Source organism: Actinokineospora auranticolor (genome assembly GCF_002934265.1).
GTDB classification, from domain to species: Bacteria; Actinomycetota; Actinomycetes; order Mycobacteriales; family Pseudonocardiaceae; genus Actinokineospora; species Actinokineospora auranticolor.
Map to the genome: position 1 here is coordinate 419,753 of NZ_PTIX01000002.1, position 25,037 is coordinate 444,789.

A 25,037-nucleotide genomic window follows, 5' to 3' on the forward strand; every position below is an offset into this window, starting at 1 on the left:
AGCGAGCACCCCGCGCCGAAAGCACGCGAGTTTCCCCGAGCGGGGCCGGGCGGGGTCAGCCGAAGACGATGAACGGCAGCGCGAGCCAGCCCAGGGCGATGCCCGCCGCGACGCCGACCGCCACCCAGCGCCAGGTCGGCACGTTCCGGGCCAGCCAGACCGACGGGAGCAGACCACCGCTGATCACCGCGTTGGACAGCAGCGCCAGCAGCGGGTTGGTCTCGTAGAGGGTGATCGCCAGGGTGAGCACGGCGAACAGGACCAGGGCCAGGGAGAAGCCCGCGACCAGCAGGCCGGTCCCCCACGGCGTCGGCTCCGCGGGCTCGGCGGCGGTGGCGGGCTCGGCCTCTGCGGCAACGGGTGGTTCCACGATCGACACCTCTCCGGACAGGGGATCCTCATAGCGGACGGGGGCGCCCATGACGGCCGCGACGCGCTCGGCGAGCTGGTGGCCCCGGCGGGACACGACCGCGGTGGCGGAGTCGCCCGACTCGGGTTCGGGGTCCGGCGCGCCCGCGGGCACGGAGCGGCGGACGGCGTGCACGACCTTGGCCCACTCGTGCAGCGCCGCGGTCAGCTCACCGCCCAGGGCCAGGCTGTCGACGTCGACCTCGCGGGCGCCGGTGCCGTCGTCGCCGACGAGGACGGCCCGCTCACCCTTGGCGCGCAGTTCCACCGCTGCCCCTTTCGCCGAGCGCGTAGAAGGTGACCGCCGCCGCGGTGGCGACGTTGAGCGAGTCGACGCCGCGCGCCATCGGGATGCGCACGGCGGTGTCAGCGGCGGCGATGGCCTCGGGGGTGAGCCCGGGCCCCTCGGAGCCGAGCAGCACGGCCACCCGCTCGTGCGCGTCGACCGCGTCGGCCAGCGCGACGGAGTCCGCGGCGGGGGTCAGGGCGAGCACGCGGAAGCCGCTGTCGCGCAACCACTTGAGCCCGTCGGGCCACGGCTCCAGCGGCGCGAACGGCACCGCGAGCACGTGCCCCATGGACACCCGGACGCTGCGCCGGTACAGCGGGTCGCTGCACCCCGGGCCGAGCAGCACGGCGTCCACGCCGAGCGCGGCGGCGTTGCGGAACAGCGCGCCCAGGTTCTCGTGGTCGCCGACGCCCTCGAGCACGGCCACCGTCCGGACTCGCTCGATCAGGTGAACGGGGTCGGGCGCGGGTGCCCGGTCGGCGGCGGCCAGAACCCCGCGGTTGAGGTGAAAACCCACGGTCTCGGCCATCACGTCGGCGCTCGCGACGTACGCGGGCACATCCAGCGCGGCCAGTTCCGGGGCCAGCGCGTCGATCCGGCGGCGCACGCCGAGCAGGGCGCGCACCGGGTACGGGGAGGCGAGCAGCCGCTGCACGACGACCACGCCCTCGGCGATGACCAGGCCGCGACCGCCCGGTCGGTCGGGTCGGCGGTCGGCGGTCGACAGGTCCCGGAAGTCGTCGAGCCGCGGGTCCGCCGGGTCGGTCACCTCGATCACCTGCGCCACCGGGGCAGTCTCGCACGCCGGGGTGTAACGGTGACGTTGTCCCGCGCGACTTCTTCCCCGAACGCTCGCTCTGTGTAACGCCTTCATAACGCACGGCACCAATTTGGCCGCTAGCCCGGCCGTGTCCGCTGTGCGAATGTTGGCTCCCCGCGCGTGTGCCGGACGCCGATCCGGCCAGACGGGAGGGCGGCATGGGGCAGGACGTACGAACCGACGCTTTCAGCCGAGAAGACCGGCAGCGCTACCGCCAGAAGGTGCGGCGGTGCCTGGACGCGCTGGAGCGGATGCTGGCCGAAGGCGGATTCGCCGACGAGCACCCGAGGATGGGCCTCGAGATCGAGCTGAACCTGGTCGACGACGCGCTGCGGCCCGCCATGCTCAACCACACGGTCCTGGAGAAGATCGACGACCCCTGCTACACGACCGAATTGGGCCAGCACAACCTGGAACTCAACGTGCGGCCCCGGTTCCTGCGCGACTCGGAGTCCACCGAGCTGGAGTCCGAGCTGCGCCAGTCGCTCGCGCTGGCCGGGCACAAGGCGCAGGACGCGGGCGCCACCCTGGTCATGATCGGCGCGCTGCCCACGCTGCGCCGCGAGCACTTCGACATCCGCTGGCTGACCCAGAACCCGCGCTACCACCGGCTCAACGACCAGATCTTCGCCAGCCGGGGCGAGGAACTGCTGCTGCACATGGAGGGCACGGCGCTGCCCGGCCAGCGCGCCGACCGGTTGCGGTGCCTGCAGGACTCGATCCTGGCCGAGTCGGCGTGCACGTCCGCGCAGCTGCACCTCCAGGTGCCGCCGGAGCGCTTCGCCGCCAACTGGAACGCCGCGCAGTGCCTGGCGGGCGTGCAGGTGGCGATCGCGGCCAACTCGCCGTTCCTGCTGCGCAAGGCGCTCTGGCACGAGACCCGCATCCCGCTGTTCCTGCAGGCCACCGACACCCGGCCGCAGGAGCTGATGAACCAGGGCGTGCGGCCGCGGGTGTGGTTCGGCGAGCGGTGGATCACCTCGATCTTCGACCTGTTCGAGGAGAACGTGCGCTACTTCCCCGGCCTGCTGCCCGAGATGGACGACGAGGACCCGTTCGAGGCGCTGGAATCCGGCCGCGCCCCGCGCCTGGCCGAACTGCGGCTGCACAACGGGACCATCTGGCGGTGGAACCGCCCGGTCTACGACGTCACCGACGACGTGCCGCACCTGCGCGTGGAGAACCGCGTGCTGCCCGCCGGACCGACCGTGGTCGACCTGATCGCGAACGCGGCGTTCTTCTACGGCGCGCAACGCGCGCTGACCGCCGAAGAGCGTCCACTGTGGACCAGGATGTCGTTCCAGGCGGCCGAGGAGAACCTCCAGGCGGGCGCCCGGCACGCGTTCGACGCGCAGCTGTACTGGCCCGGCATCGGGTGGATCCCCCCGGACGAGCTGGTGCTGCGCCGCCTGCTGCCGATGGCCCACGAGGGCCTGCGCGACTGCGGCGTGTCCGACCAGTCCCGCGAGCGCTACCTCGGCGTGATCGAACGGCGCTGCCTGGCCCGGCGGACCGGGTCGAGCTGGCAGCGGGACACGGTCGCCGACCTGGAGGCGCACGGGGTGGACCGGGACGCGGCGCTGGTGACGATGCTGCGCAGGTACATCGAGCTGAGCGAGGCGGGCGACCCGGTGCACACCTGGCCGGTGTAGGTCCCGCTGGGTGGACCCTTGTCGGCACATCGTGGCAGTTGCGAGTAGGTTGCAATTAGCACCGACTGGCACCAACGTTCCAAGGAGAGCACGTGGCTCCCTACGTCCTTCCCGACCTCGACTACGACTACGGCCAGCTCGAGCCGGTGATCATCGGCGACATCAACGAGCTCCACCACAGCAAGCACCACGCGGCCTACGTCAAGGGCACCAACGACACGCTGGAGAAGATCGCCGCCGCCCGCGACAAGGGCGACTTCTCCGCCATCGTCGGCCTGGAGACCACCCTGGCGTTCAACCTCGCGGGCCACACGCTGCACGCGCAGTGGTGGAAGAACCTCAGCCCCGACGGCGGCGACAAGCCGACCGGCGAGCTGGCGGCCGCGGTGGACGAGCACTTCGGCTCGTTCGACAACCTCCGCGCCCAGCTCAACGCGGTCTCGGCCACGATCCAGGGTTCCGGCTGGGGCATCCTCGCCTGGGACCCCGTCGGCGAGCGGCTGATCACGCAGCAGCTGAAGGACCACCACTCGAACCTGTCGATCGCGACCACGCCGCTGCTGGTGTTCGACACGTGGGAGCACGCGTACTACTTGCAGTACAAGAACGTGAAGACCGACTACATCGACCGACTGTGGAACCTCGTCGACTGGGCGGACGTCACCGCCCGCTTCGACGCCGCCCGCGCGGGCGTCAACGGCCTCCGCCCCCCGGCCCCCCAGGCCTGACAAGCCCCGGCGAGATGCTCCGACAAGCTCCCCCGCCGGTTTTTCGGGTCCCCGCACGGAGTCCGCTCCGGTGCGGGGACCCGTCGCATTCGCGCCCGGATGCGCGAGACCCCCGCTCCGGACGCTTGGAGCGGGGGTCTCACTGTTCCCGAACTGACTGCCGCTCCCACCACGAAGCGGACGAGAGTTAGGTTAGCCTAACCTCTTTGCCAGGGCAAGAGCGGATGCGTCCCGAGCAGACTCCCCCTGGTGAACGCCCGAAAAAGGCCCCGGCCGAAGCCGGGGCCTTGATCACCTGGCCCGTCTCCCAGGCCGCCGCAACAGCAATCTCCCCCACCCGGTCACCGGCAACTCCACTCCCCCGCGACGCAACAGCACCGCCCCGCAGACCACCGCCGTCAACGCCGCGATGGCACCCCCGACGACGAACGGGGACCTGGCGCCCCACTGGTCCGCCATCCACCCCACCATCGGCGCGCCCAGCGGGTTGCCGCCGACGAAGACCAGCATGTACAGCCCCATGACGCGACCCCGCATCTCCGGGGCCACCGCCAGCTGGACGGTCGAGTTCGCCGTGGTCATGAAGGTCATCAGGCACAGCCCGACCGGGATCAGTGCGATGGCGAAGCTGGCGTACGACGGCATCAGCCCGACCACCACCTCCAGCACCCCGAACGCGAACGCCGACCCGAGCAGCAGTCGGGTGCGGGGCTTGCCCCGGGAACTGCGGCGCACCGCCCACAGCGCGCCCATCAGGGTGCCGACGGCCAGGGTGGTCGACAGCAGCCCGTACCCGTCGGCGTCGCGGTGGAAGACCGTCGCGGCCACGACCGCCAGGGTCACGAAGAAGGTCATGCCGAACGTGCTGACGAAGAACACCAGCACCATCACGGTCAGGATGTCGGCGCGCTTGCGCACGTAGCGCAGGCCCTCGACGAGCTGCCCCTTCTTGCGCGGCACCTTCGGCCCGGGGATGAGCTTGGCCGGGTCCATCAGCAGCAGCCCGGTGATCACCCCCACGGTCAGCAGGGCGTTGCCCAGGAACAGCCACCCGGTGCCGATCACCGTGATCAGCACGCCCGCGATCGCCGGCCCGACGATCCGGGCCACGTTGAAGCTGGTCGAGTTGATCGCGACCGCGTTCGCCACCTGGGCGCGGCCGACGATCTCCGCGACGAACGACTGCCGCACCGGCACCTCGACCGCCGCGAACGCGCCGAGCACGAAGCACAGCACGTACACGTGCCACACCTGCACCAGACCCGTCACGTCCAGCAGCCCCAGCACCAGCGCGCAGGCCACCAGGCCGCACTGCACCCCGACCAGCAGCCTGCGCTTCTCCAGCCGGTCCGCCAGCACCCCCGCCCACAGCGAGAACATCAGCGTCGGCAGGAACTGCAGCGCCGCCGCGACGCCCAGTGCCACCGGGTTGTTGTCGGTGAGCACCAGGACCAGCCAGTCCTGGGCGATGCGCTGCATCCAGGTGCCCACATTGGACACCAGTTGCCCGCTCGCGAACAGCCGGTAGTTGGGCACCCGCAGCGAGGCGAACATGCCCGGCTCGGGGTCTGGAGTGGACTCCAGGGTGGGTCTGTGCGGCGGCGGCAGGGGTGTCGAGATCGCTTGGTCGGTCCGTTCCTCTCGGGTACCACCCGCTTGTGCCCGCACCTATTGGTTCCCCGCCATCCTGTCGATGATGTCGGCGGCCTGGGCGAGGATCGCCCGCTCCCCGTCGTCCAGTTCCGCCAGTCGTCTGTCCAGCCACGCCTCGCGCGCGGAGATGTCGGCCTCGATGTAGGCCTGGCCCGCGTCGGTCAGCGCCACGATGGCCTGCCGCCCGTCGCTGGGGTGCGGCGAGCGGCTGGCGTACCCCAGTTCCTCCAGCGCGCCGATGATCCGCGTCATCGACGGCGGCTGCACGCCTTCCTTGGCGGCCAACTCCCCCGGCGTCAGCGGCCCGCACTTGTGCAGGCAGGACAGCGCCGAGATCTGCGTCAGGGTGACCGCGGAGTTGGTGCGCTGGGCGCGGAGCCTGCGGTTGAGCCGCACGACCGCCAACCGCAACCGGCTGGTTAGCGCGCGCTCAGCTGACTCCGACACATTCGTTAGCATACCTCAGTAAAAGGTCGGTTATCCACGAACTTACGCGGACATCACACCGTACGGGCCACGGCTATCGTGGAGCCATGAGTCGATCTCCGCACGTGGTCCGCCGCGTCCGCGCTGGTGACGGCGCCGGGATCGCCCGCGTCCACGTCGCGGCCTGGCGCCGCGCGTACGCGGGGATCATGCCCGAGGACCGGCTGGCCGCCCTGTCCGTGCGCACGTCGTCGCGCCGGTGGGAGACGATCGTCACAACGCCGACGGAGACCAGGGCGTTCGTCGCGGAGTCCGACGGCGAGATCGTCGGCGTCGGCGCGGCCGGTCCGCCGCGCGAACCGGGGCCCGCGGACACAGGTGAGGTCAACCTGCTCTACGTCCACCCGGACCGCTGGGGTACGGGAATCGGCAGCCTGCTGCACGACCGATTGCTGGCGGAGTTGCGCACCCTCGGCTACGCCGAGGCGTACCTCTGGGTCGCCGACGGCAACACCCTCGGCATCGACTTCTACGTCCACAAGGGATGGACCCGCACCGAGGACACGTCCGACCACGACGAGAACCCCCCGATCCCCATCCGCCGCTTCACCATCGACTTGTGACGCGGCAAGGGGTCGGTCAGGCGATGGCCGCGCGCAGGGGGCCCATGGCGAAGTAGACGACGAACGCGGCCGCCACCACCCACATCAGCGGGTGGATCTCGCGGGCGCGGCGGGTGACCACGCGCAGGACCACGTACGTGACGAAGCCCGCGCCGATGCCGTTGGCGATGGAGTAGGTGAAGGGCATGACCACGATGGTCAGGAAGGCGGGGAGGGCGATGGTGAAGTCGGTGAAGTCGACATCGCGGATCTGGGTCATCATCATCGCCCCGACGACCACCAGCGCCGGGGCCGCCGCCTCGATCGGGACGACCTGGTAGAGCGGGGTGAAGAACATCGCGGCGATGAACAGCAGCCCGGTGACCACGTTCGCCAGCCCGGTGCGCGCGCCCTCGGCGATGCCCGCCGCCGACTCGATGTAGACGGTGTTCGAACTCGACGACGCCGCACCGCCCGCGACGGCGCCGAGGCCGTCGACGAACAGGGCTCGGCTGGTGCCGGGCAGGTCGCCGTTCTTGTCGATCAGGTCGGCTTCCCGGCCGAGGCCGGTCATGGTGCCGATGGTGTCGAAGAAGTCGGTCAGCACCAGGGTGAACACCAGCAGCGCCGCGGTGATCGCGGGCACCCGCCACCACGCGCCGAAGGAGACGTCGCCGACCAGGGAGAGGTCGGGCAGGGCGAAGACCTGGTCGGGCAGCGCCGGGTAGCCGAGGTTCCAGCCCTTGGGGTTGACGCCCGCCGAGCGGCCCGCGTGCGCGACCGCCTCCAGCACGATCGACAGCACCGTGCCGGACAGCACGCCGATCAGGATCGCGCCGCGCACCCGCTTGGCCACCAGGATGCCGGTGACCAGCAGTCCGACGACGAACACCAGCGTCGGCCAGGACGCGATGGACCCGTCGATGCCCAGGCTGACCGGGACCGTGGTGCCCGCGACGTCCGGGACGCGCCGGACGAACCCGGCGTCGACCAGTCCGATGAGGCTGATGAACAGGCCGATGCCGACCGCGATCGCCGACTTCAGCGGCGCCGGGACCGCGTCGAACACGGCTTTGCGCACGCCGGTCACGACGAGCAGCAGCACCACGATGCCGTTGACCACGACCAGGCCCATCGCCTCCGGCCAGGTCATCTGCGGTGCGATGGTGACCGCGACCAGGGTGTTGATGCCCAGCCCGGTGGCCAGCGCGAACGGCAGGTTGGTGAGCAGGCCGAAGAGGATGGTCATCACCCCCGCGACCAGCGCGGTCACCGCCGCTACCTGGTCGACCGGGAGGACGCCGCCGAGCAGGTCCCGGTGCGCGCCGCGGTCGTCCGCGGCGAAGCTGCCGATGATCAGCGGGTTGAGGACCACGATGTAGGCCATGGTCACGAAGGTGACCAGGCCGCCGCGCACCTCCCGGCCCGTCGTCGACCCGCGCTCGCTGATCCGGAAGAACCGGTCGACGGCCGAGGTTGGCTTGTCCATGGCGTAGCCTCCCGAACATGGCTGGACCAGCGAAGACCCCCGACCCGCGCCCCACACCGCCCCTACCCGCGCGGCTGCTGGCCATGGCCCCCATCGTCTACGGCGGCACCGGGCTGTGGGCCCTGGCCGCCGTTGTGCTGGGCATTGCCCACTACGGCTTCGGCAAAACCCCGCCCATCTGGCTGTGGACGGCGATCTCCGGAGCCGCACTGGGGATCGTAGGTGCACTCGTCATGGTTTGGCAGCGCAAGGCCGTCCGCCGGGGCTCGCGCGGCGCGCAGAAGATGGACTAGTCGGGGGCGAGCGGCAACGCGATGTCCACTGTGGAGTGTCGGTCGCGCACGCAACCGGCAGCCACACCGGCCTCGTTGGGGCACTCAGGTGAGGTAGTGGGCGGGTTCCTCGATCAGCGCCGTGAAGAGGTGGCGGTCGGTCCAGCGGTCGGTGGTCCAGGCCAGTGCTCGGGCCAGGGCCTCCGGGGTGTCCTCGCAGTGGACCACGCCGTCCTGGACCCACCACGGGACGTTGTGGGTGCCGGTGGGGGTGTGGATCATCAGCTTTTCGTGGACGAGGAGGCTGCCCAGGGGCGTGGGGACGTCCAGGAGTTCGCAGGCGGCGGCCACGGCGCCCAGCTCCGACCACGGGACCGGCTCCGCGGCCGAGGTGATCTCCTCGTCCAGCTCCTCGGTGGCCAGGGGGAGGTCGAGCAGCTCCGCAAGGGGCTCGGCGAGGGCGAAGTCCGGGCCCGCCGACACGACCTGGGTTTCGCTCAGCACCGCCAGCGGCCAGGGGGCGTCCAGTACCAGGCAGTCGGTGGCGACCGTGCCCGCGAGGGTGCGGGTCGTCTCCGGCAGGCGGACGTCGGCGGGGTCGAAGAGTTCGTCGACCACCGCCTCGGCCAAGGCCGCGTGGGTGCGCAGGATGGCACCGGGGGGCAGCGCGCGGTCCTGGTCGCCCAGGCGGACCAGCAGGTCTTCCGCGTCGTCCGCGTTGTCGACGCGCAGGGTGGAGCGGACGCCGATGGCGGCCAGCACCCGGGGGTCGACGCCGATGTCGGGGATGACGTCGTAGAGGCCCTCGAGTTCGTCGGCCTCCGCCAGGCGCCAGTCGCCGGGGGCGGCGCCCGCGAGGACGGCGTTGCGGGCGATCCACCAACCCGTGTAACCATCGGGCTCAAGCAGGGCGCGCCAGGTGTCGGGTTCGGCGGCGAGCAGGTTCAGCGCCCGCGGCCACGCGTCGTCGGTGACCAGGTCGAGGTCGCGCACGGCCAGGACCCGGGCGGGCGGCTCGGGGCGGGCGTCCCACCAGACGACCTCGTCGGCCAGCGCGTGGTCGGGGCCAGCCGGGGCCTCGTCGACGACCAGCGCGAAGGCGTCGAGCACACCGACGGCGGCCAGCACGTGGTCCGGCCACTCGGCGGCGACCTCGTCCGACAGCACGCCGACGGGCGCGTCCTCGTCGAGGATGTCGAGCAGCGGCGAACCGGGCAGCGCCAGCTCGTCCGCGCGCCGCCAGTCGCCGACGGAGTCCTCGAGCGCCAACGCACCCAGCCACGGGCGATCACCGGTCCGCACACCCGCGTCGCGAACCAGGCGCAGCACCACGGAGATCAGCCCGTGAATGTCCACACCGGACTCGACGTCGTCCAGGCTGCGCTCGACCGCGTCCTGCAACCCACCCGCGTCGAGCAGGTCGGCCGGACCGCCGCGGTGGGCGCCCAAGCGCTCCAGCACCGGGTGCGCGGCCTCCGCGTGCACGACCGGCAGCACGCCGACCTCGGCCTGCCCCAGCAGTTCCAGCAGCTCCGCGTCCTCGACCAGCACGACACCGGCCGGTCCCGGCAGCGTGCGGCCGTCGGCCAGCGGGACCGGCAGACCACCCAGCTCCATCCGGGCGGTGCCATCGGTCTCGATCACGGGGGCGAGCGCGGTGTAGAGCCGGTGCCACCACTCGGGTGGACGAGCCCGTCCGGTGATCGTCTCCACCACGTCGGCGGGCCGCAGCCGGGGCACGTCCAGCGCGGCGAGCGCGGCCGTGTGCCGCTGCTCCGAGAGGTAGCCCGCCGCGAGGTCGGCGACGACCTCGGACAGCAGTTCCGCCAAGCCGTCGGCACTCACGTCGAGCACGTGCGCGCGGGCCGGGGTGAGATCACCGGTGCCGTCGGCGGCGGCCAGCCACGGCGCGCGGCGCAGCGCGGACAGCAGCAGCTCGCGCAGCTTCTCGTCCACTTCGGACAGTGGGAAACCGACCAGCGGGACCAGCGCCGTGCGGTGCTCCGCGGCGGTCAGGTCGACCAGGGCCGGGTACGCGCGCGCGGCCTCGGCGAGCACGGCGTCGGCGGCGGGACCGGGGTGCAGCCTGCGCCGCGACGGCTCGATCGGCAGCGTGGCGACCAGCCGGGCGGGCAGCGAAAGCCGTTCGTCGGTGGGGGTCGGCGCGTGCAGGACGTCGTCGCCCAGCGGCAGCGGGACGCCGTCCGCGTCCACCCGCACCGCCCAGCACACCGTCCACTGCGGCCGTTCCCGGGCCTCGACGCCCAGGCTCTCCACCAGGTCTTCCGGCAGCACGCCCGCGACCCGGTGCACCAGCCACGACACGACACCGTCCGGCCCGTGGATGTGCACGCGGGCGCCGTCGCCGACCCGCCACCACGCGTCCGCGCCGATCTCGATGCGCTCCAGCCCGGGCAGCGCCAGCAGCAGGTCGGCGGCTTGCCCCGCGAAGTCGGCGAGCAGGGCGGCACCGTCGACACCGTCGCGCAGCGGCAGCCGGACCTCGGTGGCGAACCCGTCCGGCACGTCACCGTCCGCGGGCCACACCACGCGCAGCACCGGCACGCGCCCACCGCGCTCGGCGGCGCGGGCCGCCAGGTCGGGGTGCTCGGCGATGGCCGCGCGGGTCCGCTCGGCCGAGAACGCGACACCGCCCGCGCGGGAGAGCACGGACGGCGCGTCGGTGACCGCGAGCACGGCGGAGAAGCCGACGCCGAACTGGCCGACGCCCTGGGCCGGGTTCTTCGCCGACGCGCGTAACGAGGCGAGCGCGGCGACGCCGTCGGCGTCGAGCGGCCGACCGGTGTTCGCCGCCCGCAGCTCACCGTCCACAAGGGAGAGTCGGAGGGTACCGGCGCCGTCGGCCGCGTCGGCGGCGTTCTGCGCCAGCTCGACCAGCAGCCGGTCGCGGTAGCCACCGAGGTAGAGGTCTTCCTCGGCGTTGGCGTCCTCGCGGAACCGGGTGGGCGAGGTGGCCCACGCGCCCAGCACGGCGGCGCGCAGGGCCGCGGTGCCGAACGGGTCGGTCGGCGCGCTCACCCGCGCTGGTCGGACTCGGGCTGACCCGACGGCTCGTCGGCCAGCTCAGCCTGCACCAGCGCGTCCTCGGCCTGGTCCGCCGCGGCCTCGATCACCTCGTCGGGCTCGGTCTCCGCGACGACCGCGGACTGCGGCTCGTCGGCGGCGGGCTCATCGGCTTCGGCGGCCACCGACGCCGGGCCGTCGGCCTCGGTAGCGAGCGAGTCGTCGGACCGACCGCCCTCGACCGGCTCGGGCAGCGGTGTGGCCTCGACGTCGAGCTGGGCGTCGTCGTAGATCAGGTCGGCGACCAGGACCGGCGAGATCTGCTCGACCTCGGCCTCCGAGTGCGCGCCGCAGCCGTACCCGGCGTGCACGGCCCGCCCGTCAGCCGGGGCCAGCTCGTTCCCGCAGACGCCGAACGCCGCGCCGACCGCACCCGCCACCGGCAGGTAGAAGCCGCACGTGCCGCAGGCCGCGGGGGCGCCGCGGGCCATGTCGGAGCCGGGTCCGAACTCGCCGGTCTGCCAGCGGTCGGCGGCGTCGAGGCGGCCGAAGCGGGACAGCACGCGCACGCGGCCGAGCCCCACCTCCATGGCCAGCTCCTCGACCTCCGGGTCGTCGGACTCGAGGTACGCGGGTACCAGGCGCGGGTCGTCCGGGGCGGTCGGCAGCAGGTCGCCGACGCCGAGGTCGCCCGCGCGGACCCGGTCCTGCCAGGGCACCCACGGCGGGGCGACCAGGGCGTCCGGGCCGGGCAGCAGCACGACCTCGCTCACGGTCACGTCCGTGTCCGGTGCGGACACGGCGACGGTCACCGCCCACCGCCAACCGCGGTAACCGGTCTTGTCCGCCTCGAACAGGTGCGTCGCCGAAGCCGAGTCCTCGGCGCGCACCTCGACGTGCGCGCCGACCTCGGTCCCGGCCTGCTCCCGTGCGGCGGCCCGCGCGAACTCGACCGCGGCGATCAGCGCGGGGTCGGTCGCGGCTTCTGGTGCAGGCGTCGAGGTCATCACGGCTGATTGTGCCCCACGGCCGCTACGGCTCACACAGCCGTGTCACGCTTGTGGGGTGCGCGCCCGCTCGATCGCCTCGATCACCACCGCCGTGCTCGGCTGCTTGGCCGCGGGTTGTTCCTCCGCTTCTCCCACACCCGCACCGGCAGCGGGCGCAACCGTGCTGACGCCGCGGGTCCTCGGCGAGGTCTCGCACGACAAGGGCGCCTTCACCCAGGGCCTCGAACTGGCCGACGGCGTGCTCTACGAGGGCACGGGCCTGGTGGGCAAGTCGCAGGTGCGCGCGGTCGACCCGGCCACGGGGGCGGTGCAGAGCAGCGTCGACCTGCCCGCCGAGATGTTCGGCGAGGGCATCACCGTCGTCGGCGACCGGATCTGGCAGATCACCTGGCGCGACGGCGTGGCCGTCGAGCGCGACCGGGCGACCCTCGCCGAACGCCGACGAGTCACCTATACGGGTGAAGGTTGGGGCCTGTGCCACGACGGTGGCCGGTTGGTCATGAGCGACGGCACCGACCGGCTCGCCTTCCGCGACCCGGGCACCTTCGCCGAGGTCGGTGACGTGCGGGTGCACGACGCCAACGGCCCGGTGCGCAACCTCAACGAGCTGGAGTGCGCGGGCGGCGCGGTCTACGCCAACGTCTGGCAGACCGACCGGATCGTGCGGATCGACCCCGCCACCGGCGCGGTGACGGCCGAGGCCGACCTGAGCGGGCTACTGCGACCGGATGAACGCGCGAACGCGGACGTACTCAACGGTATCGCCGCCGTGCCCGGCACCGATGAGTTCCTCGTGACCGGCAAGCTGTGGCCCCGCCTGTTCCGGATCAGATTCGACCCGGCCGCCCGGTGACAGAAACCTGACAAGCCCCGGCGACGTCGGAACAACGACCGCTTGATCCCCCGGACAGCCACCGGGTACGGCAGGATGGACGACGTGATTCGCAACAACCCCGCAGATCAGCCGCCCTCCGGCCGCCGTTCGGGCCGCAAGGCGAAGCGGGGCTGGGCGAACGTCCAGCAGCCGAGCTGGCGGGAGCCGGAGCCGCCGACCAAGGGGATCCCCCGGCAGAACCCGGTGCCCCCGCACGCGCCCCGCAGGCCGGACCCGCTGCCGCCGCCGCGCGCCACGACGAGGCGGATGGCGGAACCCGCCGAGTCGCGCTACGAGACCTACGGCGACCAAGACCCCGAGCGCTACGGCCGGGGCCAGTACGACGACCACCCGTACGACCAGTCCCGCAGGAGCGGCACCGGGTACGACGACCGCCGCCGCGACGACCGCTACTACGAAGACCGCCGCGACGACAGGCGCGAAGACCGGTACGACGACCGCTACGACCGCCGTCGTGACCCCGAGGAGGGCGACCGCCACGAGCGGACCGAGGTCGACCGCTACCGGGGCGACGAGCCGCCCCCGCCGCGCTACCCGAAGAAGCTGACCGTCACCCGCGTGGCCGCGCTGCGCAGCAAGCAGCTGACCAGCCAGGCGATGACCGCGTTCCGCAGGGCCGCGAACGCCGACGGCGCCGACAAGTCCGGCCTGACCTCGCTGACCTACGCCACGATGCTCAACTACGCCGGTGACGCGGCGATGGCCGTGGCGCTGGCGAACACCCTGTTCTTCTCCGCGGCCAGCGGCGAGAGCAAGGGCAAGGTCGCGCTCTACCTGCTGATCACCGTGGCCCCGTTCGCGCTGCTGGCGCCGGTCATCGGCCCGATGCTCGACCGCCTCCAGCGCGGCAGGCGGCTGGCGATGTGCGCGGCGTCGGCCGGGCAGGCGCTGATGTGCCTGATCATGGCGATGCACTTCGACGACTGGATGCTCTACCCGGCCGCGCTCGGGAAAATGGTGCTGTCCAAGTCGTTCACCGTGCTCAAGGCGGCGATCACCCCGAGGGTGCTGCCGCCGGAGACCACGCTGGCCAAGACCAACGCCCGGTTGACGGTGTTCGGCCTGGGGGCCGGTGCCGCGGCGGGTGGTGTCGCCGCGTTGTTCGCCAACATCTTCGGCTCGCCCGGCGCCCTGTGGTTCACGGTCCTGATCTGCGGCGTCGGTGCCGTGCAGGCGTTGAAGATCCCCGCCTGGGTGGAGGTCACCGAGGGCGAGGTGCCCGCGTCGATCAGCGCCCGGATGCCGCTGCCCACGGCGAACAAGCGCAGACCCATGGGCAGGCACGTGGTGGTGTCGCTGTGGGGCAACGGCACGATCCGGGTGCTCACCGGGTTCCTGATGATGTTCGCCGCGTTCGCCGTGCGCGCGCAGAACGAGGCCGAGCCGTTCCAGCAGCTGCTGCTGCTCGGCCTGATCGCGGGCGCGGCGGGGCTGGGCAGCTTCGCGGGCAACGCGATCGGGGCGCGGGTGCACGTCCGCAACCACGAGCAGCTCGTGCTCGGCTGCGTCATCGGCGCGCTGGCCGCGACGGTCGTGGCGACGATCACCGCGGGCATCTTCGCGGCCACCGTCGTCGGCCTGGTCGGCGCGGTGGCGAGCGCGCTGGCGAAGAACAGCCTCGACGCGGTGATCCAGGACGAGCTGCCGGAGGAATCCCGGGCGTCGGCGTTCGGGCGCTCGGAGACCGTGCTGCAGTTGGGCTGGGTGTTCGGCGGCGCGGTCGGCGTGCTGCTGCCGCCGATCTGGTGGGTCGGCTTCCTGGTGGTGTCGATCATGCTGGGGGTCGGTCTGGCGCAGACGCTGGTGACTCGCGGCGGCGGCTCGCTCATCCCCGGGTTCGGCGGGCAGGGCGCGGCGAGCGCGGCAGCCGCGCTGCGCCGCTTCGGCCCCGCGCGGCCCGCGGCGCGACCGGCCGGTGAGGACACGTAGGGTCAGCCCCGTGCGCCGAGTCCTCACCGCAGCCCTGACCTGCGTCACCGTCGCGGTGGTGGCCGGGTGCGCCCCGCCGCCGAAGCCCGAGGTGACCTTCTACTCCGACGGCAACAGCGTCTCCGTCGGACCGGTGAACGCGAACTGCCCCGACGGTGTGCTGCGCGGCTGCAAGACCCCGGTCTTCGGCTCGCTGCGCATGCGCATGGGCAAGACGGTGCAGATCTCGGTGCCGTCGGAGATCTCCGAGAGCCCCTGGGGCGTGACGTTCTCCTACGCCAACGGCGAGGGCCGGATCATCGACGGCAGCAGCAAGCTCTTCTTCCCGCAGGCCAAGCAGCACGCGTTCACCCTCGACCTGCCGTCGGACGACGACACGCTGCTGATGGTCATCGTGCAGAAGGTCGCCTTCCCCGACGCGAACCGGCCCGCGACGACGGGCATGTGGGTGCTACAGGGGGACCTGGACCGGAAGAAGTAGCCGCCGGTTACGGGTCGAGCTCGCGGGCGACCGCGCGGACGACCTCGGCGATCCGCTTGGTGACCTTGCGGTCGGGGTAGCGACCGCGCTGCAGGTCGGGCTGGACGGTGGACTCCAGCATCTTGATCATGTCCTCGACCAGGCCGTGCAGCTCCTCGGCGGGACGGCGCCTGGCCTCGACGACCGACGGCGGCGCGTCCACGAGCCGGACCGAGAGCGCCTGCGGCCCCCGGCGCCCGTCGGCGACGCCGAACTCGATGCGCTGCCCGGCCTTGAGCCCGGACACCCCCGCGGGCAGCGCGGACGCGCGGACGTAGACGTCCTCGCCCCCGTCCTGCGTGACGAACCCGAAGCCCTTCTCCGAGTCGTACCACTTGACCTTGCCGGTCGGCACAGCACTCACCGTTCCCTACGTCGTCGCCTCGCCCCGCGCGCCGCGGACCCATCGCCCGCGCAAAGCGAACGCGCCCCGGGCGCACACCCTGGACGCGTCCCCCAAGCCTAGGCCACGCCGAGGCTCGGCAGTTGAGTCGCCTCAGCCCCGCCCAGGCGTTACCACCGCCTTCGCGGTGGTCGAAACGAACGGGGCGCTTATCCTGTTCCCATGACCGCCCAGACCCACCGCGACCTGCCGATGCGCGTCGCTTTCCTGCTGTTCGGCCTCGGCTTGCTGGCGGTTGTGGCCATCTTCACCCTGAGCCTGTTCGACCGGCACGCCTCTTGGCTGTGGGCGGTGTCGATGGCCTTGCCCGCCGGTCTGGTGCTGGGTGTGGTCCGGTTGGTCCGCAACCGCTAGATCACTTATTCGCCAGGGTAGAGGGATTTCCCTCGTGGCTACAAGGGCTTTTGGGACTGGTAACCACCGGTATTGAGGTACTCGGATAGCCAGGCGGGGAATTCCTCGAGGCTCGTCAGAACCGCGTCGGCCCCGCTGGCGCGCAGTTGTTCGGCCGTGCACGGGCCGGTTGTGACGCCGACCGCGAGTGCGCCCGCCGCCCGCGCGCCCGCCATATCGCCTTCGTGGTCGCCGACATAAACCGCGGCGCCGTGTTCGCGCAGCGACTCGGCCTTGGCCACCGACCAGCGGTTACCGACCAGCGCGTCGACGTGCCAACCGAACTGGGCAATGTGCCGCGCGGCGTTGGGCTCGTATTTCCCGGTCACCACCAATGTGCGGCCACCGGCGGCGCGCACCGATTCCAGCGCGGCACCCGCGCCGGGTAGCGCGATGGTGACCGGAACCACGTACTCCGGGTACATGGCTCGGAACCGGGTGGCCAGCGCCGGTATCCGCGCCTCCGGTACGGCGAATCCGCGGAACGCCACCTCCAGCGGCGGACCGAGGTTGGCCGCGAAGTGCTCGCCGTCGAGGTCGAAACCGGTTTCCGCGGCCAGCGCCGCCATCGCGGCGACCATGCCGGGCCGGGGGTCGATCAGGGTCATGTCGAGGTCGAAACCGACAGCCAGGCCCATGTGCGCGCGTCCCCTCTCCGCTCACCCGATCCTAGTGAGCGGACCACACTCCCCCGCCCACTTGCGCGACACTGATCACGTGCGCCTACTGCTGAACGTGATCTGGCTCTTCTTCTGCGGCTTCTGGATGGCGGTGGGGTACGTCATCGCGGGGGTGATCTGCTGCGTGCTGATCATCACCATCCCGTTCGGCCTGGCCTCCTTCCGGATCGCCAACTACGCCCTCTGGCCCTTCGGCCGGACCATCGAGCCCCGCCGCGACGCGGGCGCGGGCTCCGCCATCGGCAACCTCATCTGGATCGTCTTCGCGGGCTGGTGGCTGGCGCTGGGCCACGTCGTGACGGGTTTGCTGCTGTGCGTCACGATCATCGGCATCCCGCTGGGCATCGCCAACTTCAAGATGATCCCGATCTCCCTGGTCCCGCTGGGTTCCCGGATCGTGCCCACGGCGTAGGCGCGTGGACCTGGCGTTGGCGGCCCCGGACAGCCGCGTCCTGCTGATCATCGCGGGGTACGCGGCCGAGGACCGGCTCTCACCCATGCCGCTGTCCACCAGCCGCGTGCACCGGGTGCGCCGTGCGCTGCTCGACCGGTGCGGCGTCACCCCGGACCGTCTACTGGTGGTGACCGAACCGGAACGCCCCGATTACGTGGCCGCCATCGCGTGGGCCGTGGCCGGGACGCGGCGGCTGCTCGTCTACTACTCCGGGCACTCGCACCTCGACGGCGAAACCCACCTGGCCCAGGGTTCCTCGGTGTCCGGGGTCACCTCGACGTGGTTCCCGGTCAGCGTGCTCACCAACGCGATCGCGAGCAGCGACGTCGAAACCGCGTACCTGGCGCTGGAAACCGGCTACGCCCGGCACGCGCCCGTGGGGGTGGCGCCGCGCGGGTACCTGCTCGCCGCCGCGGGCAGCGCCTACAGCGCGGGGCTGGCGGACGTGCTGACCAACGGCATCGAGGGTGGTCCCCCGACCCTCACCTTCCGGCAGGTCGCGGACCGCCTGATCGCGGACATGGCGCGGGACGACTGGAAGCTGCCCGTGCTGACCGGGTGGGGCGAGGAGGACCTGCCGTTCGTCGGCAACGCGGCGGCGCGCGACCACACCGCCGACCGGCTCGGCCCGGTGCGCATCCGGGGCTTCGGCGACCAGCGCGCGGATCGGGACCTGCTGGACCGCGCGCACCTGGTCACCGTGCTCGCCGACACCCTGCGCGAGCCACCGGACAACGACCGCGGGCCCACGGTGGTCACCATCGAGGGACCGTGGGGTTCGGGCAAGAGCACGCTGCTGGACCTGGTCAAGCGGGAAGTCTCCGGCACCTGCGCGGCACCGCCGCCGGACCCGCCGCTGCGCGTGGCGCGGGCTTGCGCGCTGCTGCGCAGGCCACCGCCGGAACCCGCGCGCGAGCCGCGGCCCGGTTCGACACCGGTGGTCGTGGAGTTCAACTCGTGGCTGTACCAGTCCGACCAGCAGGTCTGGGCCGGGCTGGCACGGGAGTTGACCAAGGCGGTCGAGGACGCGGTCTACCCGGACGCCGAGTCGCGGCAGCGGTTCTGGTTCACCCGCAACCTCGGCAAGATCGACCGGCCCGGGCTGCGGCGCGCGATCTGGCGGCGGATCAGGTCGCCGCTGCTGGCCGCGGGCACCCTGGCGCTGGGCATCCCGGTCGCGAGCCTGCTGGCCCGCGACCAGTCCAGCGGCCGGTTCCTGGGACTGACCCCGGGCTGGTTCGTGCTGCTGCCCGCCGCGCTGCTGGTCGCGGGGCTGACGCACACCGCCTACCGGTTCTTCCGGGGCCGGGCGGCGAGTTTCCTGCCCAGCGAGCTGTTCCACGGGCCGCTGACCAGCGGGGCGTTCACCCAGACCGCGCCACCGACGGACCCGGCGGTGCGCGACCCGTATTACCACGCGCGGTCCGGGTACCTCTACCTCACGCAGCACGACGTGGGTGAGCTGCTCGGCGAACTCGCGGGCGCGGGCAGGCACCTCGTGGTGTTCATCGACGACCTCGACCGCTGCCTCCCGCACACCACGGCGGAGGTGCTGAGCGCGATCAACGTGTTCATCTGCGGCGGTCTGCCGCGCACGCGGTTCGTCATCGGGCTCGACCCGGGGACCGTCGCGGCGCACATCGACCACTCCTACCGGGACCTCGCCGACGGCGGCCGGGTCCGGCACCCGCACGACCCGAGTCCGGGGTGGACGTTCCTGCGCAAGCTCGTGCAGCTCCCGGTCCGGTTGCCCGCCATCGCCGAGGAGGCCACCGGCCCGGTGCTCGACCACCACCTCGGCCCGGTCCAGCACCAAGCGCGCGGAACCATGCGCGAGCTCGACGTGCGCGACGACCTGTCCACGACCGACACCGCGACTGCGGTGCCGGTCGTCGCCGAGGCGCCGAGCGCGGTGGAGGCGGTGCCGCTGGAGCGGCATCCGGTGGTGCGGGGCGTGTTGCGGCGGCGGTTGGCGGCGCAGGAGAGCGGGACGGTCCGTGAGTACAAGCGGCTCATCACGGTGTGGCAGTTCTACCTGCGCGTGGTGACGTTGGCCGATGGGGCGCCGTCGGTGGACCGGGCGTGCGAGTTGATCGCGGTGGCGGAGTTGGCGACGCGGTGGCCGGGGTACCAGGACGCGCTCGGCAAGGTCGTTGGGGGTGGACGTGGGCTTGGTCTCTTAGCGGCCGCGGTCGACGACGATCTCGAGTGGGACACCGTTGTGGGCAGGCTCGGGTTCGGCCACTCCGACCGGGAGGCGGCGAGCGGGATTCGGGCGCTCCTGCGGGAGTTCGACGCGGTGAACGTCGCCGCGCTCAGTCAGCGGTTGCGCTAGTCCCCGGCTTCTCGGGCTCGTCGATCACGGACGACTCGGCGGACTCGGCAGCCTCGGTGGGTTCCTCAACCTCCGCGGAGTCCTCGGCTTCGACGACTTCCTCGGCGTCAACGACCTCGACGGCTTCATCGGGCTCGTCGGCCGCCGCGGGCTCGTCGGAGCTCGGTTCCACTGGGGAGACCGGTCGGTCAGCCTCGTCCGGTTCCTCGGTCGCCGACTCCCACGGCAGCCGCACGACCAGGCACGGGCCGCCGACGAACAGGCCCGCGTCGATGCCCAGCACCTTGCCGCCCGCGTACCGCAGCGGCCCGTCGACCTCGGTCGGCAGGATGCCGAGCTGGTCGGCGATCACGCTGTGGCCGTGCACGATCTGCTCGCCGCCCAGGGCCGCGAGCAGCGCGTGGGCCACCTGCTCCCCGTCGGGGCCGCGGAACGCGTAGCGGGTGGTCATCCGGCGCCAGACCTCCCACCACTGGCTGATGTCGTCCGAGCGCAGGATGCCCTCGACGGCGGTGTTGATCGTCGGGATGTCCACGCCCCAGCCCAGGTACTCCGTGGTGTCGGAGTGCATCAGCAGGTGGTCGCCGACCAGCGCCAGGACCGGGCGGCTGACCAGCCACTCGACGTGGGCGGGGGTCAGGGCCTCCTGGTCGGTGCCCTTGCCGCCGTTCATCTGCCAGCTGCGGGCGAAGCTGCGCGGGCCGAAGTCCGACGGCACCTCCTCGTCGCCGAAGCGGTGCATGCCCAGCAGCAGGATCTCGTGGTTGCCCAGCAGGGTCTCCACCCGGCCGCCCGCCGCGGCGGCGCTGTCGGACAGCGACCGGACCAGGTCGATCACACCGATGCCGTCCGGGCCGCGGTCGACGAAGTCGCCGAGGAACCACAGGTGGTCCGACCCGCCCGCCCACTCGCCGTCGGCGGTGGCCAGGCCGGCTTCGCGCAGGGCGTCGAGCAGTTCGTCGCGGTGCCCGTGCACGTCGCCGACCACGTAGGTCGCCCCCGCGCCGTCCGCCTCGGGGCTGTCCTGCTGCACAGCGACGACGATAGGGGAGCCGCGACGGCGACGCGCAGTGATCGCCAAGCCCGACGGCCAGCGGATACCGAACGTGACCACACCCACCCCCGGCCGAACTACCGCTGGGCGAACGGGTCGGCGGTGTGGCCGACCAGGTCGGCGACCGAGTCGAGCACCAGCGTGGGCCGGTACGGGAACAGGTCCGCGGTCTGCGCCCCGGAGATCCCCGACAGCACCAGGATCGTGTGCAACCCCGCCTCCAATCCGCTGCGCACGTCGGTGTCCATCCGGTCGCCGATCATGAGCGTCGTCTCCGAGTGTGCCCCCAACGCGCGCAGCGCGGACCGCATCATCAACGGGTTCGGCTTGCCCACGTAGTAGGGCGCGCGGCCGGTGGCGCGTTCGATCAGCGCGGCCACGGAGCCGGTCGCGGGCAGCGAGCCCTCGCGGCTGGGGCCGGTGGCGTCCGGGTTCGTCGCGATGAACCGGGCACCCTCCTCGATCAGCCGGATGGCCCGGGTGATCGCGGTGAAGCTGTAGGTGCGGGTCTCGCCGAGCACCACGTAGTCGGGGTCGCGGTCGGTGAGCACGTACCCGACCTGGTGCAGCGCGGTGGTGAGCCCGGCCTCGCCGATGACGAAGGCGGAGCCGCCGGGGCGCTGGGTGTCGAGGAACTTCGCGGTGGCCAGCGCCGAGGTCCAGATCGCGGACTCGGGCACGTCGAGGCCGGTGCGCAGGAGCCGGGCGCGCAGGTCGCGCGGGGTGTAGATGGAGTTGTTGGTCAGCACCAGGAAGGGCGTCGCGGCGGCGGTCAGCTCGCTGATCAGCACGTCCGCGCCCGGGATGAGGTGCTCCTCGTGCACCAGCACCCCGTCCATGTCCATCAGGTAGGTCCACCGGCCGCTCATGGCGAGAGGCTACCCAGCCGCCGGGTGCCGAGTGGACTGGACCACTCGGTCCGGTGTCTCCACGATCACCTGCGTGGCCTTGACCAGCGCCACCGCCAGCGACCCCGGGACCAGCTCCAGCTCGCGCACCGCCTCCGTGCTCATCAGCGACACCACCCGGTGCGGGCCGCACTGCAACTCGACCTGGGCCATCACCGCGTCGGCCTTGACCTCGGTGACCAACCCGACGAACCGGTTGCGGGCCGAGCGGCCGACCCCGGTCGGGTCCGGCACCTCGGTGGCCTGCGCGCGGGCGAACGCGGCGAGCACCGCGCCGTCGACGACCTTGCGGCCCGCGCCGTCCACCTCGGCGGCGAGGTGCCCCTGCTCGACCCAGCGGCGCACGGTGTCGTCGCTGACCCCCAGCAGCCGGGCGGCCTCGGCGACCCTGAAATACGGCATGGCAGAGACATTAGTTCCGCAGCTGCGGCGCGGCTGCCCGGTGTGAGGTGAATGGTGAGCTACCGCTCGCGCCGGGTGTCCACCGGGTCGGCGACGAGGGCTACCCTGGATCGGGTGACAGCCGTTGACCTCGGGTTTCCCGGCATCCGCGGCACTGGGGCGCAGGACCCCGCGTCGGCGCCGGGGGCCCCGCCGAGACCGGATTCCCCACTGCTGGTCGACCGCTTCGGCCGGGTCGCGACCGATCTGCGGGTCTCGCTGACCGACCGGTGCAACCTCCGCTGCACATACTGCATGCCCGCCGAGGGGCTGGACTGGATGCCCCGGGCGGACCGGCTGACCGACGACGAGGTGGTCCGGCTGGTCCGGATCGCGGTCGAGCGCCTCGGGGTCACCAACGTGCGGTTCACCGGCGGCGAGCCGACCCTGCGGCGCGGCGTCGAGGGGATCATCGCCGCGACCGCCGCGCTGGCCCCGCGACCGCGGATCTCCATGACCACCAACGCCATCGGCCTGGCCGCCCGCGCGCCCGCGCTGGCCGCAGCGGGCCTGGACCGGATCAACGTGTCGCTGGACACCCTGCGGCCGGAGCGGTTCGCCGAGCTGACCCGCCGGGACCGGCTGGCCGACGTGCTCGACGGCCTGGCCGCCGCCCGCGACGCCGGGCTGACCCCGGTGAAGGTCAACGCGGTGCTGGTGCGCGGGCGCAACGACGACGAGGCCGCGCCGCTGCTGCGCTACTGCCTCGACCACGGCTACCACCTGCGCTTCATCGAGCAGATGCCGCTCGACGCGCAGCACGGCTGGGACCGCGCCGAGATGATCACCGCCGCGGAGATCCTCACCGCGCTGGGCCGCGAGTTCGAGCTCACGCCGAGCCCGCGCCCGCGCGGCGCCGCGCCCGCCGAGCGGTGGCTGGTCGACGGCGGCCCCGGCGAGGTCGGCGTGATCGCGTCGGTGACCCGGCCGTTCTGCGGCGACTGCGACCGCACCCGGCTGACCGCGGACGGCCAACTGCGGTCGTGCCTGTTCAGCCAGACCGAGACCGACCTGCGGGCGCCGCTGCGCGCGGGGCTGCCCGACGAGGAGGTCGCCCGGCGGTGGCGGGCCACGATGTGGGCCAAGCTCGCCGGGCACGAGATCAACGAGGCCGGGTTCGCCCAGCCGATCCGCCCGATGAGCGCGATCGGCGGGTAGTCCACTCGGCGCGATCGGCGGCCGGACCCGGGTCCGGCCGTAACCCGAACGGGCGAAACCGGGCGGGGCCGAACGAGGGAACTTCTCCGGAGAGGCGGTGGGGTGGGGTGGGTGTGAACACGGTCGTGAGGGTGCGGTATTTCGCGGGCGCGCGCGCGGCCGCGGGCGTGCACGAAGAAGAGGTCTCGCTGCCCCACGGGGCGACCGTCGCGGACGCCGTGACGAGCATCGCGGCCCGGCACGGCGACGGGCTCGCGCGGGTGCTCGCCGCGGCCAGTTTCCTGCTCGACGGCGTCGCCGTGCGCGACCGCGCCACCCCGGTGCCGCACGGCACCGGACTCGACGTCCTGCCGCCATTCGCGGGCGGGTGATGGCCGTTCCCAGTTGGCCTAGTACCCGGGGAACAGACGTGAGCCAGAACTCACCGACGGTTATTTATCTCGGGTTGGACACGGCCAAATAACAGCCCGGTGCGACGCGCTGACCTGGCTAAACGCCAGGGATCGCGGAAGGTTGCGCGCCGTTACTGTGACGACGGTCACGCCCCGTGGAGTTTTCCAATCCCCTCACCGTTACGTACCGTCGCTTCCGGCTGGCCCCGACCAGCCGCGCTAGACCCGGGAGTTCGCAGCGCCAAACCCTGTTCGGCGGGCTCTCGGGAACCAACCCCGAGCGAAAGCGAACTCTCGGACAGGGGCGAGGGACCACGACGAGCACCCCGGTGCGCGACGCGGTGGCCGACTCCGGTCGGTCGGGCCCACGAGGTCCAACCCACAGCGCGGCAAGCGCAGGCGCGGGAGGAGAGACCCAAATGTCCTACCGTGGCAAGCACCGCAAGCAGACCGCCGCCCAGCGCACCATCGCTCGCGTCGTCGTCGCAGGCGTCGCGGTCGGTGCCCCGATGGCGATCGCCGCGACCCCCGCCTCCGCCGAGTCCGTCAACTGGGACGCTGTGGCCCAGTGCGAGAGCGGCGGCAACTGGAACATCAACACCGGTAACGGGTACTACGGCGGCTTGCAGTTCACCCCCAGCACCTGGAAGGCGAACGGCGGCTCGGGCAGCGCCCACAACGCCTCTCGCGACGAGCAGATCCGCGTTGCGGAGAACGTGCTCAAGACCCAGGGCATCGGCGCGTGGCCCGTGTGCGGCAAGAAGGGCGGGTCGGCCAAGTCGGCTTCCGCGCCCAAGAAGGCCGCCGCCCCCGCCAAGAAGCAGGCGACGGCGCCGAAGAAGGTCACCAAGACCGCGCCGAAGACCGAGACCCGGACCGCTCCGGTCGCGGTGGCCCCCGTGGCCGCGACGACCGCCGCCGTGTCGAAGTCGAACCCGAACGGCGACTACACCGTGGTCGCGGGCGACACGCTGTCCAAGATCGCCACCCAGCAGGGTGTCTCGGGCGGCTGGCAGTCGCTGCACGAGAAGAACAAGGACTTCATCGGTGACCCGAACCTGATCCTGGTGGGTCAGAAGATCGCCACCAAGTAAGCGCCTTA

General features: G+C 72.2%; 24 protein-coding genes and 1 pseudogene. 13 read left to right on the forward strand and 12 right to left on the reverse strand.

Translation table 11 applies throughout. The features are described from left to right. Positions 1-55: 55 nt before the first annotated feature. Positions 56-676 (reverse strand): DUF2537 domain-containing protein, encoded by a 621-nt coding sequence (locus CLV40_RS05340; RefSeq protein ID WP_104477496.1) that lies wholly within the window; start codon positions 674-676, stop codon positions 56-58. Next, the gene (locus CLV40_RS05345; RefSeq protein WP_104477498.1) at positions 654-1,484 is read right to left on the reverse strand and encodes a TrmH family RNA methyltransferase; all 831 of its coding nucleotides are present in this window, start codon (positions 1,482-1,484) and stop codon (positions 654-656) included. The genes CLV40_RS05340 and CLV40_RS05345 overlap by 23 nt, the downstream gene beginning before the upstream one ends. A gap of 191 nt (positions 1,485-1,675) precedes the next feature. Here CLV40_RS05345 and CLV40_RS05350 point away from each other — a divergent pair, with 191 nt between their 5' ends. Together CLV40_RS05350 and CLV40_RS05355 are read left to right on the forward strand one after the other, a co-directional pair. Further along, complete coding sequence (locus CLV40_RS05350) at positions 1,676-3,169, forward strand: glutamate-cysteine ligase family protein (RefSeq protein ID WP_104477500.1); 1,494 nt, start codon at positions 1,676-1,678, stop codon at positions 3,167-3,169. A gap of 92 nt (positions 3,170-3,261) precedes the next feature. Then, positions 3,262-3,897, forward strand: coding sequence for a superoxide dismutase (locus CLV40_RS05355; RefSeq protein WP_104477502.1), 636 nt, complete (start codon positions 3,262-3,264; stop codon positions 3,895-3,897). Positions 3,898-4,188: 291 nt separating this feature from the next. On the opposite strand, the gene CLV40_RS05360 is transcribed toward CLV40_RS05355, so the two are convergent. Then, entirely contained in the window at positions 4,189-5,451 is a 1,263-nt protein-coding gene (locus CLV40_RS05360; protein WP_104477504.1) for an MFS transporter, read from the reverse strand. 114 nt (positions 5,452-5,565) lie between these two features. Beyond that, entirely contained in the window at positions 5,566-5,997 is a 432-nt protein-coding gene (locus CLV40_RS05365; RefSeq protein WP_374065267.1) for a MarR family winged helix-turn-helix transcriptional regulator, read from the reverse strand. Between the two features lie 86 nt (positions 5,998-6,083). On the opposite strand from CLV40_RS05365, the gene CLV40_RS05370 reads away from it, so the two are divergent. Further along, the gene (locus CLV40_RS05370) at positions 6,084-6,599 is read left to right on the forward strand and encodes a GNAT family N-acetyltransferase (RefSeq protein ID WP_104477508.1); all 516 of its coding nucleotides are present in this window, start codon (positions 6,084-6,086) and stop codon (positions 6,597-6,599) included. Positions 6,600-6,615: 16 nt separating this feature from the next. Here CLV40_RS05370 and CLV40_RS05375 read toward each other — a convergent pair whose 3' ends face one another. Further along, positions 6,616-8,067, reverse strand: coding sequence for an NCS2 family permease (locus CLV40_RS05375; RefSeq protein WP_104477510.1), 1,452 nt, complete (start codon positions 8,065-8,067; stop codon positions 6,616-6,618). Positions 8,068-8,084: 17 nt separating this feature from the next. Between CLV40_RS05375 and CLV40_RS05380 the strand changes: the two genes are divergently transcribed. After that, a complete protein-coding gene (locus CLV40_RS05380) occupies positions 8,085-8,360 on the forward strand; it encodes a DUF2530 domain-containing protein (RefSeq protein ID WP_104477512.1) in 276 nt (91 codons plus the stop codon). A gap of 84 nt (positions 8,361-8,444) precedes the next feature. Here CLV40_RS05380 and CLV40_RS05385 read toward each other — a convergent pair whose 3' ends face one another. After that, positions 8,445-11,378: a sacsin N-terminal ATP-binding-like domain-containing protein gene (locus tag CLV40_RS05385; RefSeq protein ID WP_104477514.1), complete on the reverse strand. Its 2,934-nt coding sequence runs from the start codon at positions 11,376-11,378 to the stop codon at positions 8,445-8,447. Beyond that, positions 11,375-12,370: a DUF3027 domain-containing protein gene (locus tag CLV40_RS05390; protein WP_104477516.1), complete on the reverse strand. Its 996-nt coding sequence runs from the start codon at positions 12,368-12,370 to the stop codon at positions 11,375-11,377. Before CLV40_RS05390 ends, CLV40_RS05385 begins: the two co-directional genes overlap by 4 nt. A 58-nt stretch (positions 12,371-12,428) precedes the next feature. On the opposite strand from CLV40_RS05390, the gene CLV40_RS05395 reads away from it, so the two are divergent. The 3 genes from CLV40_RS05395 (at position 12,429) to CLV40_RS05405 (ending at position 15,678) form a co-directional block, all read left to right on the forward strand. Then, positions 12,429-13,226, forward strand: coding sequence for a glutaminyl-peptide cyclotransferase (locus CLV40_RS05395; RefSeq protein WP_104477518.1), 798 nt, complete (start codon positions 12,429-12,431; stop codon positions 13,224-13,226). A 75-nt stretch (positions 13,227-13,301) separates the two neighbouring features. Next, positions 13,302-15,197, forward strand: a complete 1,896-nt coding sequence (locus CLV40_RS05400) for an MFS transporter (protein ID WP_104477520.1) — start codon at positions 13,302-13,304, stop codon at positions 15,195-15,197. 10 nt (positions 15,198-15,207) lie between these two features. After that, positions 15,208-15,678: a DUF2771 family protein gene (locus CLV40_RS05405; RefSeq protein ID WP_181043338.1), complete on the forward strand. Its 471-nt coding sequence runs from the start codon at positions 15,208-15,210 to the stop codon at positions 15,676-15,678. Positions 15,679-15,685: 7 nt separating this feature from the next. Here the strand turns inward: CLV40_RS05405 and CLV40_RS05410 are convergent, their stop codons facing one another. Next, positions 15,686-16,072, reverse strand: coding sequence for a cold-shock protein (locus CLV40_RS05410; protein ID WP_018682566.1), 387 nt, complete (start codon positions 16,070-16,072; stop codon positions 15,686-15,688). Positions 16,073-16,282: 210 nt separating this feature from the next. Here CLV40_RS05410 and CLV40_RS05415 point away from each other — a divergent pair, with 210 nt between their 5' ends. Further along, the gene (locus CLV40_RS05415; RefSeq protein ID WP_104477524.1) at positions 16,283-16,474 is read left to right on the forward strand and encodes a hypothetical protein; all 192 of its coding nucleotides are present in this window, start codon (positions 16,283-16,285) and stop codon (positions 16,472-16,474) included. A gap of 38 nt (positions 16,475-16,512) precedes the next feature. On the opposite strand, the gene CLV40_RS05420 is transcribed toward CLV40_RS05415, so the two are convergent. Beyond that, complete coding sequence (locus tag CLV40_RS05420) at positions 16,513-17,151, reverse strand: HAD family hydrolase (RefSeq protein ID WP_104477526.1); 639 nt, start codon at positions 17,149-17,151, stop codon at positions 16,513-16,515. Positions 17,152-17,230: 79 nt separating this feature from the next. On the opposite strand from CLV40_RS05420, the gene CLV40_RS05425 reads away from it, so the two are divergent. Together CLV40_RS05425 and CLV40_RS05430 are read left to right on the forward strand one after the other, a co-directional pair. Further along, the gene (locus CLV40_RS05425; RefSeq protein ID WP_104477527.1) at positions 17,231-17,605 is read left to right on the forward strand and encodes a YccF domain-containing protein; all 375 of its coding nucleotides are present in this window, start codon (positions 17,231-17,233) and stop codon (positions 17,603-17,605) included. 4 nt (positions 17,606-17,609) lie between these two features. Continuing rightward, complete coding sequence (locus CLV40_RS05430; protein ID WP_104477529.1) at positions 17,610-19,982, forward strand: KAP family P-loop NTPase fold protein; 2,373 nt, start codon at positions 17,610-17,612, stop codon at positions 19,980-19,982. 217 nt (positions 19,983-20,199) lie between these two features. On the opposite strand, the pseudogene CLV40_RS05435 reads toward CLV40_RS05430, so the two are convergent. The 3 genes and pseudogenes from CLV40_RS05435 to CLV40_RS05445 form a co-directional block, all read right to left on the reverse strand. Next, a pseudogene (locus CLV40_RS05435) lies at positions 20,200-21,015 on the reverse strand (metallophosphoesterase family protein); the annotation flags it as partial. 98 nt (positions 21,016-21,113) lie between these two features. After that, a complete protein-coding gene (locus CLV40_RS05440; protein ID WP_104477531.1) occupies positions 21,114-21,905 on the reverse strand; it encodes an HAD-IIA family hydrolase in 792 nt (263 codons plus the stop codon). A 9-nt stretch (positions 21,906-21,914) separates the two neighbouring features. Next, positions 21,915-22,346 (reverse strand): TOBE domain-containing protein, encoded by a 432-nt coding sequence (locus CLV40_RS05445; protein ID WP_104477533.1) that lies wholly within the window; start codon positions 22,344-22,346, stop codon positions 21,915-21,917. Positions 22,347-22,460: 114 nt separating this feature from the next. On the opposite strand from CLV40_RS05445, the gene moaA reads away from it, so the two are divergent. The 3 genes from moaA to CLV40_RS05460 all read left to right on the forward strand — a co-directional run bounded on the left by moaA (position 22,461) and on the right by CLV40_RS05460 (position 25,029). Further along, positions 22,461-23,543, forward strand: a complete 1,083-nt coding sequence (moaA, locus tag CLV40_RS05450) for a GTP 3',8-cyclase MoaA (RefSeq protein WP_374065260.1) — start codon at positions 22,461-22,463, stop codon at positions 23,541-23,543. Between the two features lie 107 nt (positions 23,544-23,650). After that, a complete protein-coding gene (locus tag CLV40_RS05455) occupies positions 23,651-23,914 on the forward strand; it encodes a MoaD/ThiS family protein (RefSeq protein ID WP_104477537.1) in 264 nt (87 codons plus the stop codon). A gap of 440 nt (positions 23,915-24,354) precedes the next feature. Continuing rightward, a complete protein-coding gene (locus CLV40_RS05460; protein ID WP_104477539.1) occupies positions 24,355-25,029 on the forward strand; it encodes a LysM peptidoglycan-binding domain-containing protein in 675 nt (224 codons plus the stop codon). Positions 25,030-25,037: the final 8 nt, after the last annotated feature.

Excerpts from the sequence above, each read along its gene's own strand:
- CLV40_RS05350 (WP_104477500.1), top strand. The coding sequence starts at position 1,676 with ATGGGGCAGGACGTACGAACCGACGCTTTCAGCCGAGAAGACCGGCAG.
- CLV40_RS05360 (WP_104477504.1), bottom strand. The coding sequence starts at position 5,451 with ATGTTCGCCTCGCTGCGGGTGCCCAACTACCGGCTGTTCGCGAGCGGG.
- CLV40_RS05370 (WP_104477508.1), top strand. The coding sequence starts at position 6,084 with ATGAGTCGATCTCCGCACGTGGTCCGCCGCGTCCGCGCTGGTGACGGC.
- CLV40_RS05375 (WP_104477510.1), bottom strand. The coding sequence starts at position 8,067 with ATGGACAAGCCAACCTCGGCCGTCGACCGGTTCTTCCGGATCAGCGAG.
- CLV40_RS05380 (WP_104477512.1), top strand. The coding sequence starts at position 8,085 with ATGGCTGGACCAGCGAAGACCCCCGACCCGCGCCCCACACCGCCCCTA.
- CLV40_RS05390 (WP_104477516.1), bottom strand. The coding sequence starts at position 12,370 with ATGACCTCGACGCCTGCACCAGAAGCCGCGACCGACCCCGCGCTGATC.
- CLV40_RS05400 (WP_104477520.1), top strand. The coding sequence starts at position 13,302 with ATGGACGACGTGATTCGCAACAACCCCGCAGATCAGCCGCCCTCCGGC.
- CLV40_RS05415 (WP_104477524.1), top strand. The coding sequence starts at position 16,283 with ATGACCGCCCAGACCCACCGCGACCTGCCGATGCGCGTCGCTTTCCTG.
- CLV40_RS05420 (WP_104477526.1), bottom strand. The coding sequence starts at position 17,151 with ATGGGCCTGGCTGTCGGTTTCGACCTCGACATGACCCTGATCGACCCC.
- CLV40_RS05440 (WP_104477531.1), bottom strand. The coding sequence starts at position 21,905 with ATGAGCGGCCGGTGGACCTACCTGATGGACATGGACGGGGTGCTGGTG.
- CLV40_RS05445 (WP_104477533.1), bottom strand. The coding sequence starts at position 22,346 with ATGCCGTATTTCAGGGTCGCCGAGGCCGCCCGGCTGCTGGGGGTCAGC.
- CLV40_RS05460 (WP_104477539.1), top strand. The coding sequence starts at position 24,355 with ATGTCCTACCGTGGCAAGCACCGCAAGCAGACCGCCGCCCAGCGCACC.